A 13,473-nucleotide genomic window follows, 5' to 3' on the forward strand; every position below is an offset into this window, starting at 1 on the left:
ATTTATAAGGTATAAATTTCCCAAAGTGTGAAAATTTGCTTATCTTTGCACGTCTATCAAGTGTAGCGAAACAATAATTAAAAACAATCAAATAAAATGCAAAACAAAGGATTAGTAATTTGCGTAGCCATTCTCTTGACGCTCGCAAGTATCTTCTACCTGTCATTTTCAGTAGCAACAAGCTACTATGATGGTCAGGCAGCAAAGATTAAAGACCCTATTGCGCAACAGGATTATAAGGATTCTGTAAAGTATTTGGGGCTCTACTCTTACCAGAAATGCCTTGAAACACAGATCGGTCTTGGTCTTGACTTGAAGGGCGGTATGAACGTTGTACTCGAGATTTCGGTACCTGATGTTGTTGATTTCTTGGCAGATCACAAGCAGGATGCTGCTTATCAGAAGGCTTTGGAAACGGCAAAGCAGGAAGAGATGCACAGTCCAAAGGACTTTATCTCTCTCTTCGTAGATGCTTTCCACAAGGATGCTCCGGGTCATAAGCTTGCTGAGATTTTCGCTACACAGCAGCTCAAAGGCAAGGTTAGCACACAGAGTACAGACGAAGAGGTTGAGAAAGCACTCCGTGAAGAGGTTGCTTCAGCCATAGATAACTCATACAATGTCGTAACAAACCGTATCGACCAGTATGGTGTTGTACAGCCAAATATCCAGAAGTTGGAAGGTCAGGAAGGTCGACTCATGGTCGAAATGCCTGGTATTCGTGAGCCAGAGCGTATGCGTAAGCTCCTCCAGGGTTCTGCTAACCTTGAGTTCTGGGAGACTTATAACAACCAAGAAATAACTCCTTACCTCGTTCAGCTCGACCAGCGTTTGGCTAATGGTGAGACAAAGGTTGACACTGCTGCAACTGATTCTACTAAGAAAGTACAGGCAAAGGCAGCTGCAACTCCAAAGTTTGCACTCAACAAAGGCAATGCTGTAAAGGGTGAAGATGCTCAGATGGCAGCATTGAAGAAGATGCACCCATTGCTCTCTATGTTGCAGACTATCCCTGGTGACGCACTTAGCCTCGTAGGTTATGCAAGCGTACGTGATACAGCTGCTGTCAATAAGATGATTTATGGTTCACTTGCTAAGCAGATTTTGCCAAGCGACTTGAAGCTTCTTTGGAGCGCTAAGCCAGAAGACGGACTTAATAAGAAGAATGTATATGGTCTTTATGCTTTGAAGATTACTACTTCAGACGGTCGTGCTCCATTGGAGGGTGACGTTGTTACAGATGCTAAAGACGATTTTAATCAGCATGGTCGTCCTCAGGTTAGCATGACAATGAATTCTGAGGGTGCTCGTGAGTGGGCTGCTTTGACAAAGGCAAATGTAGGGAAGGCAATCGCAATCGTACTCGATGGCGTTGTTTACTCAGCTCCACGTGTTGACGGTGAGATTGCTGGTGGTCAGTCATCTATCTCTGGTAACTTCACTATTGAGGATACTAAGGACTTGGCTAACACATTGAAGTCAGGTCGTATGCCTGCTCCTGCAAAGATTGTACAGGAGGAAGTCGTAGGTCCTACACTTGGTGCACAGTCAATTGAGCAGGGTCTTATCTCTTTTGCTATTGCTTTCGTCCTCTTGATGCTTTACATGATTGTCATGTACAACTTCATTCCAGGTATGATGGCTAACCTTGCTTTGATTGCCAACCTCTTCTTCACGTTGGGTGTCTTAGCGTCTTTCCAGTCGGCATTGACTATGCCAGGTATTGCCGGTATCGTGTTGACCTTGGGTACAGCTGTGGATGCTAACGTGCTTATCTACGAGCGTATTAAGGAGGAGTTGAAACTTGGTAAGGGTATGAAGCAGGCTTTGAATGAAGGTTATGGAAATGCTTTCTCAGCTATCTTCGACTCTAACTTGACATCACTCATTACTGGTGTGATTCTTCTTGTGACTGGTACTGGTCCTATCCGTGGTTTCGCTACTACTTGGATCATTGGTATCGTTATCTCATTCTTCACTGCAGTATTCCTCACACGTCTTGTGTTTGAGAACCGTGTAAGCAAGGATAAGTGGATGAATCAGACTTTCACAACAAGCTTCTCTAAGAACTTCATGCAGGATAAGAACTATCACTTCCTTAGCATGTATAAGACAACCTTCACTGTTTGGGGTGTTGCTGTCTTGGTTTGTATCGTTAGTTTCGCTGTTCGTGGCTTGAGTCGCAGTATTGACTTCACTGGTGGTCGTAACTATGTTGTCACATTGAACAAGCCTACCCATGTAGAGGACGTTCGTAAGGTGATGCAAGGTGCCTTCGTAAATACTGTTGGTGAGAATGCAGGTAAGCCTGCTACAACAACTGTTATTGCGTTGGGTACAGATGGTAAGACAGTTCGTGTATCAACCAACTACAATATTGATTCTAACAATCCTGCTGAGGATGACAAGGCTGAGACAATCCTTTACAATGCATTGAAGAAGGGTGGCTTTGTTAGTCAGGCAAGTGTACAGAACTTCAAGAACCCAGATATTCGTGAGGGTGGCTCTATTATTCAGAGTGCAAAGGTTGGTCCTTCAATCGCTAAGAGCATTACTTATAATGCTATCATGAGCGTATTGTTGGCTATCTTCTTCATCTTCTTGTATATCCTCTTGCGTTTCCGTAACATTGGTTTCTCTGTTGGTTCAATCGTTGGTTTGGTTCTCGATACCACAATCGTTATCGGTTGCTTCTCGTTGTGCTATGGTTGGATTGGTTTCTCACTTGAGATAGACCAGACCTTCATCGGTGCTATCTTGACCGTAATCGGTTATGATATCAACGATACCGTGGTTGTTTACGACCGTATCCGTGAGAACTTGGGTAAGCATAAGCATAATCTTGCAAAGGCTGATATCCAAAAGATCTTCAATGACTCTATCAACCAGACCCTCTCACGTACTATCAATACATCTGTATCAACATTGATCGTGCTCGTGTCTATCTTCATCCTCGGTGGTGATAGCATCCGTAGTTTCTCATTTGCAATGATTATCGGTATTATTATCGGTACTTTGAGTTCAATCTTCATTGCATCTCCTGTTGCTTATCTCGTATTGGGTAAGAAGATTGAGAAGCGTTCACACGAACTTGCAGAGGCACCTGTTGAGGCTTAATCAATAGATAGTCAGAACTGAGGTTTTACACCTTATTATATATAACAGCCCGTTATCAGCAATGGTAGCGGGCTGTTATCGTATTTCTAATGGTACTGAATTGAGTGGCAGTTGGCTGTAAATGATGGCTGACAAGATTGTAGCTTTACTTGTTATGGTTGTTAGCTTACGAATTATTTACATGAAAATAAATATTTTTTTTCGTGAAGATAAATATTTCTTTTCATGAAAATAATTTCTTTTCTTCATGAGAATAATTCGCAGGAGATAGGGTATTATAATCCTAAAAGCCATGAAAGGTGGTATTAAGTGGCTTTGCTATTTGTGCTCTTAACGGTTATTCTCGCCTTCCACTGTTGATAATCTTCTATAGATATAACCATTATTCTTATTGGTATTTACCATCCGCACGATGTGTGTTTACCATCTGCACGATATGTGCGGGGCGTCCGCACTACTCGTGCGCAGCATCAACACGACGACAGAAAAGGGAAAGCAAGACTTATTATGGTGATTTATTGGTTTTTATTTTGCCGTTCATGTGGTTTGCACTACCTTTGTAGTCCAATTAAGAAAGATATAATGAGTAAGAAACATATACTCCTCGTTAATGACATAGCAGGATACGGAAAGGTTGCAACGGCAGCCATGCTTCCTATATTGTCCTACTTGGGACATCCCGTTTATAACCTCCCTACAGCGTTGGTATCCAATACGCTCGACTATGGTAAGTTCAATATCCTTGAGACAACCGACTATATCAAAGGCGTATTCCCAGTATGGAAGGAACTTGGCTTTAGCTTTGATGCGATTGCGACGGGCTTTATCGCTTCAGAGCGACAGGCAAAACTGGTAGCAGACTATTGTCGTGAGCAGGCTGAACGTGGTACGACTATCTTTGTAGACCCGATTATGGGTGATGAAGGAAAGCTCTACAATGGTGTGACAGCTGCAACAATCAACTCTATGCGAGAGATGATTAGTGTAGCCGACCTTACTTTCCCTAATTACACAGAAGCGTGTTATCTTACATCAAGTAAGTATGATGAGAAGGGAGTTAGTTTCGAAGAAGCTAAAAGATTGCTGGATGGTTTGCGACTGATAGGTACAAAGTCGGCAATGATTACTTCTATTCTCGTTGATGGTACACCGTCTGTTGTAGGTTATAACCATGCAACAGATAAGTATTTTACACTACCTTATACCGAGATACCAGTACATTTCCCAGGTACGGGTGATATCTTCTCGGCAATCCTCATTGGTCATCTGTTAGACGGTGAAGAGTTGATTCCAAGTACACAGAAGGCTATTGATGGCGTTTATAAACTGATAGATCTCAATAAAGACAACAAAGACAAAAATAGGGGAATCCCTTTGGAGAAGTATCTTGGTGTCTTGTAACAATAAATTATGGACTGGATTAACGGACTATTTGCCATTCCTTCTGCCCTACAGGCAGTCGTGGTCCTCTCGCTGGTTTGTACAGTGGGATTGGGCTTAGGTAAGATTAGAGTAGCAGGCATATCACTTGGTATTGCCTTTGTATTCTTTTTTGGTATCGCTGCAGGTAGTTTTGGCTTGCAGGTAGATGAGCAGATGCTTAACTACTGTGAGACTTTCGGATTGGTTATCTTCGTCTATACACTTGGACTGAGTGTAGGACCAACCTTCTTTGGCTCCTTCCGACATGAAGGAACCTTGTTTAATCTGTGGAGTTTAGGCGTTATCTTCTTGGGAACCATTATGTCTGTCGTACTCTCATACGCAATGAATGTACCGATGTCAAGCATGGTTGGTATCCTTTGTGGTGCTACAACGAATACGCCAGCACTTGGTGCTGCACAGCAAGCATTGCAACATGCGGGGCATAGTGGTGGTCCGGCAGCATTGGCAACAGCCGTTACTTATCCATTAGGTGTTGTCGGTGTTATCTTTGCCATGATATTTCTTCGTAAGTTCTTTGTGAAGCCTTCCGACTTAGTAGTACATTCGGGAGCAGACGACGACCATACTTATATCGGACAGTTTGTTGTTCTTAATCCAGCCGTTAATGGTAAAACAATCGCTGAGATAGCACAAGGAACACATCGAAAGTTTATTATCTCACGTATTTGGCGTGGTGATGAAGTCATCGTTCCGATGGGTACAACGGTCCTACAAGCTAATGATAATCTGCTTGTAGCGTCAAAACGCGAAGAAGTTCCAGCCATGGAGATACTCTTCGGAAAGCAGGTTAATCGCGACTTGAATAAAGAACAGGTGGATTGGAACCATCTTGACACAAAGGTGGAGAGCCGTGTTATCATCTTGTCAAACGGTGTGTTAAATGGCAAAAAGCTTGGTCAGCTTCATTTGCGCGATGCTTATAATGTCAATGTGAGCCGTGTTATCCGTGCTGATATCAAGCTGTTAGCAACGCAAGACCTTGTTCTTCGTTATGGCGACCGCCTTACCTTGGTGGGTCAACCAGAGGCTATTGATCATGCAGAGACCTTCTTGGGCAACTCTGTTAAGACGCTTAACGAACCTAATCTTGCTGTCATCTTCCTCGGAATGCTTCTTGGTTTGGCTTTAGGAACAATCCCTCTCAATATCCCTGGTATGGAGTCTCCAATCCGATTGGGTATTGCTGGTGGTCCAATCATCATGGGTATATTGGCTGGAGCCTTTGGTCCTCGTTTGCATTTCATTGCTTATACGACGCGTAGTGCCTCACTCATGCTTCGTAAATTGGGCTTATCACTCTATCTGGCGTGCTTAGGCTTGGATGCTGGTAAAGACTTCCTTGACACCGTTGTGCGCCCAGAAGGTTTGCTATGGATAGGTTTAGGCTTTGCACTTACCGTTGTTCCGGTTGTTATTGTTGGGTTAATAGCCCTGCGATTGAAGAAGTTTGACTTCGGAACTATCTGTGGTATCCTTTGCGGTTCGATGGCTAATCCAATGGCATTGGGCTATGCCAACGACACTGTCAAGGGTGAAACGAGCAACATTAGTTATGCTTCTGTTTATCCTTTGGGCATGTTTGCCAGGGTTATCATTGCACAGATATTAGTCATGTTCTTCGTCTGATAGGTCCTTAGTGTCGCAATGGTTATCAGCTTATCTCAGTTATCAGTAGGCTATTCGCTGCCCCATCCCGTTATCTCTGACATCAACTTAGAGTTACAGAGTGGGCAATTAGCATGCTTGATAGGAGAGAATGGAATTGGTAAATCAACCCTTTTAAAGACCCTAACGGGCTTTCTTCCGAAGTTGAAAGGTAGCCTTTTGTTGGGTAATCGTGATATCGAGTCTTTCTCTCAGCGAGAACTTGCACGGCAGGTGAGCATTGTTTTGACACAAAAGCCTGATGTGCAGAACCTCACGATAGAGGAGATAATAGGCTTGGGAAGGTCGCCTTATACAGGTTTCTTTGGTCGATTGCGTGCAGAAGACCGTAAGGTTGTTGATGATGCAATCGCTACGATGGGGATTGAAAAGCTCAGAGGGAGAATGATTCAGACCCTTTCTGATGGCGAAAGGCAGAAGGTGATGATTGCGAAAGCACTGGCTCAAGAGACCTCTATCATCTTACTTGATGAGCCAACAGCCTTCCTCGACTTCCCTTCTAAGGCTGAAACCTTTCTGTCTTTACAGCGAATGGCACACGAAAGGGATAAGCTTATCCTCCTATCAACGCATGACTTAGAACTCGCTGTACGCTTTGCCGATAGCTTGCTGGAGGTAAAGAAGGGTGCGTTACAAACTGTGTCTGCATCGGAAGTGAAGGCTTCTATCCGTGCAATCATTGATAGTTAGTCTTGGTTTTAGTCAATGTTTCAATAGCTTTCGCATCCCAATACGTAATAAATAAAACATTAGAATAAATAGAAAGAACTTATGAAAAAGAATGTATGGATAGCTCCTATCGTCCTTGTACTTGCTTTAATCTTGAATAGTTGTGGTACACAACAGAAGGCAGCAGCACCAGTTACGACACCAGTTGCTCAAGAACCAGTTGTCGCAGTTGAGCCTTTGAAGGAGGTTCTCAGTATTGCAGACGCTTTGGATATGTATCAGAATCCAGACAAGGTAGAGGCTATTACGAAGAAATATGGTTATAAATTGAAGACAAATTATGAGGTTTATCGACTCGATAAGTTCTCTAAGATGTACTATAAGAATTGTGCGCTTGCAAAGCTTCTTACCGCTGATAAGTATGAGGATTATCCAAAGCCAATGCGCAAAGGTGTGTCAAGTTACGTAGCATTTAAGGATGGAGCAATCATCATTGCAGTGTTTAATCAGCCTGCATATGACAACCTTGTGGCGCAGGTAAAGGCTGCAGGTTTCACCTTGGATATGCCTGGTAGTGAGGATATCTATACCAACGGCAGCCGCACTATCGCTTGTTATAAGGACGGAAAGAGCGTGAGAATTCAGTAAAACAGCCGTTGCTTTTACCGCTCTTTGCGCTTATTAGCATAAGTCATAACCCTCTCATCGCTTCTCTTTTACCATAAATCGTGGTATAAGAGAAGGATGAGAGGGATTTTCTTTGGTTCCTTTGTTAAATATGTGGATGCTTTTTCGTATTGCTTTAATCCAAATTCTGATATTGAAAAACATTTATTTTAAGCCTTCGAAAATCTGCTGACAAGGTTTTAAAAAATCATTCTGTGTTTTGATAAAAGTACTAACAAACCTTAAACACTTTCAAAGTATGCCTCATAGTCATGCCATTTTATGCTGGATTTATATTGTACTGCTATCTTCATCAGATGTCTGAACAAGTCATATTCTGGCTTTTTACTATCCCTAAACCAACGACGATTAAATTTCCAACAATACTCATTCAAGTATAATTGGAGAAAACGCTCATCGATTTCTTTGTGAATCGCATCAATACTACTACGGCATTCTCCTGTAACGATGTGAACCCATGGCAAGACTTTGGTAACAACCTCGTGAGGGGTGCTCTCAGTCTCAATATGCTGAACAAGACCTGTCAGAGTCTTCTTCAACCCCATGAGATTATGTCCTCCGTCAGAATGTATCTTTGAATCCTGATTCACAGACTTCTGAGCATAAGGCGCCAGTGTCTTGTATTTACTATCAGGCAATGCATACATTTTGATATAACGGACAGCTTTCTTCACTTTGCTTCTGTTAGCTTGCTTCATAAGTTTAGAGGCTTTGTTAAATCGTTCTGTGTCAGTATTGTCTGATAGGTATTCGTTTAGGATTGAACCTGCATCTTTACTCTGTGCAATTACCAACACAGGAGTTTTCTTACTCTTAAGGACCTTTTCTCCGCCCTCCTCTGAAATGAAGGAAGTTGAGAAATATGACAAGTCGAGCTCTATCTGGTCAGAGAGTGTATAGATGCTGTCCCTCTGCCCCATAATATCTCGCAATTTCATCATCATCAACCATGCGGGAGAGTAATATTCGAGTTCAAGCTGATGCTGGATCTCCTTAGCCGACAGTACCTGCTTGATGGACGTCATCATGTGCGCAGTAAAGAACCAATCATACAGCGGTAGTTTGCTATGTTCCATAACGGTACCCTTTGTCAACGGGATTCTGTTGCCACAGTTCTCACACTGAAAGGATTTCCTTCCAGGCAGCCATTTATACTTTGTAGCTCCACACTTAGGACACACAACACCTATCTCCTCTCGAACAGCTCTAAGGTAGTTCTCGCAGCTATCCTCATCGGGGAACATCTGGAAGAAGTCTTTCAATAACATAGCTCTCATATTTGTGACAAATATAATTGATTTTCAGATTTTTACAATGGAGCTATATTGAGATTAACATACCTTAGTACTTTTATCAAAACACAGAAAAAAATCATTACATATTTTCAAATAAAACATCTGTAAATAAGGATAAAAACACAGATAAAAGGTAAGTTTGCAACCAACAGTAAATCAATTAGTTATAAAACAGCAAAAAAAAGGTGCTTAATTGGACTTCAAAAGGGCGTTAGTAAGGGTCTTAAAGGGCATCTTTTGCAAGCCAATTGGGCGTCTTTTAGAAGCCAAAAGAGCATGTATTCAAAATTGTGATGTGAAAAATTATGACAGAATAATAAGTTATTAGCCTAATTAGCCCAATTGGACTAAATAGCCTAATTAGGCTAATAGGAATAAATTGTTTGTAGAAGACAGATAGATATCATACCTAATTACATTTATCGCATAGTTTATCCTCCTTTGTAAAACCATCTAATTGAAGGTAATCATACCATGTATGTGGATGAATCTCATTCTATTAACAATCTACGTATTTAATGGAAGAACCTTTTCTTTATACTTTTCTCATCATTTTGTTTGCTTTTCTCAGTAACAAAGACTATATTTGTTGTCTTAATACTTTGAAAGTCTAACTAAATGAGAAATCTACTATTGACCTGCCTTTTAGGGCTTATTAGCCTCACTTCTACAGCACAACAGACCTATGATTGGGAAGAATTGTTTGAAGAACTCTATACAAGTAACGAAGAAAACATGGATGCAAAGGAGGAAAGCTTTGAACTATTAGCCGACCTTTCAGAACATCCACTCAACCTCAATACGGCAAGTAGGGAAGAACTTGCACGTATTCCGTTTCTTACAGCAGAACAAATTGAGGACATACAAGCCTATGTTTATCAATATCATGGTATGCAGTCATTGGGCGAGTTGGCTATGATTGAGTCCTTAGATGCCCTTCGTCGCCAGCTTCTTCCTTATTTTGTCTATGTCTCTCCAGTAGAAGAACAACACCAGTTTCCCACACTTAAATCAATTATAAAAGGTGGAAAGCACACCATCTTATTGACCGCTCATATTCCTTTTTATCAGCGTGAAGGCGACCAGAAAGGCTATCTTGGCTATCCTTATGCCCATTCTTTTCGTTATTCCTTCCGTTATGGCGATTATGTTCAGGCTGGATTGGTAGGCGCACAAGATGCTGGTGAACCCTTCTTTGCGTATGGTAATCGTCTTGGTTATGACCATTACAGTTTTTACTTGCTGTTAAGAAAGATGGGACGGTTGAAGACTTTGGCTGTAGGACGGTATAAAGTGAACTTCGGACAAGGACTCATTATCAACAATTCCTTTGGCTTTGGGAAACTTGCCATGCTCTCAACGTTAGGCAGACAAGCAACAGGTATTCGCGCACATTCCTCTCGTTCGGCTGCTAACTACCTGCAGGGGGCGGCTGCAACGGTAGAAATTGCAAAGCATCTTGACCTAACCACTTTTCTTTCTTACCGCAGTATAGATGCTACATTAACGGATAGCGGGACCATTAAGACAATTCTCAAGACTGGTTATCACCGTACTGTGCGTGAGATAAACAGTAAAGATGCTGCTACACAGTTTACTGCTGGAACCCATCTCAGCTGGTCATCGGGTGCTTTTCGTGTGGGACTGTCGGGCGTTTATTCTTGTTTCAACAAGGAGCTAACGCCCAATACGTCCTTATATTATCATCATTATGCTCCTTCAGGGACTAACTTTTGGAACGTAGGTGCAGACTATAGCTATCAACATCCACGTTGGTCGTTGGCAGGTGAGACGGCAATGGATAGCAAAGGAAGCATTGCTATGGTGAATAATCTTTCCTATTTGCCAACTTCTAAGCTCTCTTTACTTGCCGTTCAGCGTTATTATGGCTATCAATACACAGCACTCTTTGCACGTAGTTTTGGTGATAATGGGACGGTTCAGAATGAAAGTGGATTACTTGTTGGTGCTAATTGGAATGTAAAACGGGGTTTGTCGCTCATGGCTTATACTGATTTCGCTTATTTCTCACACCCTCGTTTTGGCGCACATACAGCCAGTAAGGCATGGGATAACCTACTGATGCTTACTTATAGCCGTCAACGTTGGTCGCTCTTGGCTCGCTATCGCTTTAGAATACGTGAGAAAGACAATAGAGATAAGACTACTCTTGTCAACGAAGTAACGCAACGTGGTCGCCTTTCTTTGGCTTATTCGGCAGAGTCTTGGAGCTATAAAAGTCAGTTGGATGTCGTTGCAAGTAATTATCTCAAGCGTAGTTTCGGTTATATGGTGAGTGAGTCAGGGGCTTGGAAGCCGCTTTCGTGGCTCACGCTGAATGGTATGATTGGTTATTTCCAAACGACAGATTTCGCTTCACGTATCTATGTTTACGAGCGTGGTCCACTCTATTCTTTTAGCTTTCCAGCCTTTTTTGGTAAGGGTATGCACTATAGTCTGTTTGCTCGGGCAGACCTATCGAGCCGTCTTATGATTATTCTTCGCAGTTCTACCACGCATTATTTCGACCGTGACCACATATCTTCTGGACTTCAACAAGTCAACTCCTCAATGCTAAGTGGACTTGATATTCAATTGCGATGGCGGTTTTAGGTGTTGATACTTGCTGTGGTTACGATTTATGGGGACGATAGTGTAGGGCGTTATTCACCAAAAGCTTCATAGTTTCCCATCCGTACGAGCATTGGGAAATGGCGTCGGTAACGATAAAGAGAGAAGTCACCTTCGTCGTCAAACGGCGTAAAATCGAATTGATGTGTGGCTTGATACTTTGCAGTAGAATTGTATTCGTCAACGTAGATGTTCGTCAAACAGGGTTGTCCATCAGACATATTGATAAGGATTTGATAGTCATATTTGTATCCTTGTCCACCCACATAACTCAGTTCTATACCCACTTTTCCTGTCCTAATCTCCTCAAAACTTAGCATTGTATCCGCCTCCGTGTTACGGATAACATTGCTATAAACCCATCTTTTTCCCTTGTATTCAATGATAAGAAGACGGTCGGTAAAGATCGAATCTGTGATGCTGTCTATGCTTGTCGTCATCGTTATTGGAGACAAAATAGCGGCATTCATCCCCCTGAAAGATGCTTCACTCGTCTTCACATAGAAGTTAGATATCTTAAACCCCTTCCATGTATAAAACCCCTTCCAGCGGCTTGGTGTAGGACAACTAAGTGTTATGGTGTTATTCGCAAAGCTTGTCAGGTGTTGAATTGGCTTCCCATAATATTCCATAACCGTATCAGCATCGACATCATATCCGTCCTCTATCAGTGGATTATCAGCCTTTTTACTTGTCTTTGTGGTGTCGGCAGAAAGGTTGAAAGCCATACAATTAACAGCAAACAGCGTAAATAATAAAAAGTAGAAAACCTTTCTTCTCATATTACTAACCCTCTTTTGTTTTATTATTAACTATCGATTCTATTCTTTCCTATGCCTGCAAAAGTAATTAAAAGTACCGACATAAACAAGTAAGAACTATGTTTGCCGAATTATTTACATGAAAATAAATATTTTTTGTCGTGAAAATAAATATTTATCTTCATGAAAATAAATTCTTCTTGTCATGAAAATAATTCGTAGGAGAAGCTTGTTGCGCTATTGCGCTACCCTCTTTTTGATTAGTAAACACATACACTTAGGTGATAATAAAAGCTGTTTTCTGTCGCTTGTTATCCTTTTTTTATCTATATTTGCAGATGAAAGCAATACTATATACGACATGAAACAAGTCAGTAAGATAACTCTTTGTTTGCTCTGTGTGGCAATAGTGTTGACAGGTTGCCGTGATAAGGTACGGTCAAAAGCCGATACTGCCAACCATCAAGCCGCGGTAAGCCAGTCAATGAAGCGTATATCAAAGGTGGAAAAACAAGGAGATATGCATCAATATGATGTTGCTGACAAGCAGCGAATAACTGATTTCATTCCCAAAGGTTATAAACTATTTGAGAAGATATTGGGTGACTTAAACAAAGATGGGCTTGAAGACTGCGTGTTAATCATCAAGGCAACACGCAAGGATGGCTTCGTAAAAAACAGTTTTGATAAAGTGGTAGATCGTAATCGTAGGGGTATTATCATACTGTTTACTGAGAAAGATGGTTATAAACTTGCGTCGAAAAATTACAATTGCTTCTCATCAGAGAATGAAGAAGGGGGTGTTTATTATGCTCCAGAACTGTGGGTAGAGGAGAGAAAAGGGAATCTTTATTTGCGTTATTGTCATGGTCGGTATGGTTATTGGGAGTATTGTTTTCGTTATCAAGGCTCAGATTTTATGCTTATAGGTTATGAAGCAACTTATAACCATGGTCCATTAGTCTTAGGAAAAACAAGTATCAATTTTCTTACAGGTGTTGAATATGATGATGAGAATATCAATGCTGACAAGTTTGATGCAGATTCTGATGATGATCCAGTGGCTGATGAGGTATTCAAGAGGACCGTCGTTAAACTGAAGAAGAAGCCGTTAATGAAGCTTTCGGAAATAGAAGATTTCGACGAACTAAGGTTTGAATAGTTATCTTAAACAAAGGGATTACGAATAAAAGAGTTTGTAT

9 protein-coding genes are annotated in these 13,473 nt (G+C 41.5%); 7 read left to right on the forward strand and 2 right to left on the reverse strand.

The annotated features are described in order from the left end of the window. Positions 1-96 precede the first annotated feature (96 nt). The 5 genes from secDF (at position 97) to J4861_RS12410 (ending at position 7,545) form a co-directional block, all read left to right on the forward strand. Complete coding sequence (gene secDF / locus J4861_RS12390) at positions 97-3,117, forward strand: protein translocase subunit SecDF (RefSeq protein WP_211817080.1); 3,021 nt, start codon at positions 97-99, stop codon at positions 3,115-3,117. 582 nt (positions 3,118-3,699) lie between these two features. Further along, positions 3,700-4,518, forward strand: coding sequence for a pyridoxamine kinase (locus J4861_RS12395; protein ID WP_004361019.1), 819 nt, complete (start codon positions 3,700-3,702; stop codon positions 4,516-4,518). 9 nt (positions 4,519-4,527) lie between these two features. Then, positions 4,528-6,189, forward strand: a complete 1,662-nt coding sequence (locus tag J4861_RS12400; RefSeq protein WP_211817081.1) for a putative transporter — start codon at positions 4,528-4,530, stop codon at positions 6,187-6,189. 18 nt (positions 6,190-6,207) lie between these two features. Then, the gene (locus tag J4861_RS12405) at positions 6,208-6,918 is read left to right on the forward strand and encodes an ABC transporter ATP-binding protein (RefSeq protein ID WP_211817082.1); all 711 of its coding nucleotides are present in this window, start codon (positions 6,208-6,210) and stop codon (positions 6,916-6,918) included. Between the two features lie 81 nt (positions 6,919-6,999). Further along, positions 7,000-7,545 (forward strand): hypothetical protein, encoded by a 546-nt coding sequence (locus J4861_RS12410; RefSeq protein ID WP_211817083.1) that lies wholly within the window; start codon positions 7,000-7,002, stop codon positions 7,543-7,545. Between the two features lie 260 nt (positions 7,546-7,805). On the opposite strand, the gene J4861_RS12415 is transcribed toward J4861_RS12410, so the two are convergent. After that, positions 7,806-8,852 carry an IS1595 family transposase gene (locus J4861_RS12415; RefSeq protein ID WP_211817802.1) on the reverse strand — a complete coding sequence of 349 codons (1,047 nt, stop codon included), beginning with the start codon at positions 8,850-8,852 and terminating at the stop codon, positions 7,806-7,808. A gap of 645 nt (positions 8,853-9,497) precedes the next feature. On the opposite strand from J4861_RS12415, the gene J4861_RS12420 reads away from it, so the two are divergent. Next, the gene (locus J4861_RS12420; protein ID WP_211817084.1) at positions 9,498-11,492 is read left to right on the forward strand and encodes a helix-hairpin-helix domain-containing protein; all 1,995 of its coding nucleotides are present in this window, start codon (positions 9,498-9,500) and stop codon (positions 11,490-11,492) included. A 50-nt stretch (positions 11,493-11,542) separates the two neighbouring features. Here the strand turns inward: J4861_RS12420 and J4861_RS12425 are convergent, their stop codons facing one another. Continuing rightward, the gene (locus J4861_RS12425; RefSeq protein ID WP_211817085.1) at positions 11,543-12,292 is read right to left on the reverse strand and encodes a hypothetical protein; all 750 of its coding nucleotides are present in this window, start codon (positions 12,290-12,292) and stop codon (positions 11,543-11,545) included. Positions 12,293-12,632: 340 nt separating this feature from the next. On the opposite strand from J4861_RS12425, the gene J4861_RS12430 reads away from it, so the two are divergent. Next, positions 12,633-13,433, forward strand: coding sequence for a hypothetical protein (locus J4861_RS12430; RefSeq protein WP_211817086.1), 801 nt, complete (start codon positions 12,633-12,635; stop codon positions 13,431-13,433). Positions 13,434-13,473: the final 40 nt, after the last annotated feature.

It is taken from the genome of Prevotella melaninogenica (assembly GCF_018127925.1).
GTDB classification, from domain to species: Bacteria; Bacteroidota; Bacteroidia; order Bacteroidales; family Bacteroidaceae; genus Prevotella; species Prevotella melaninogenica_C.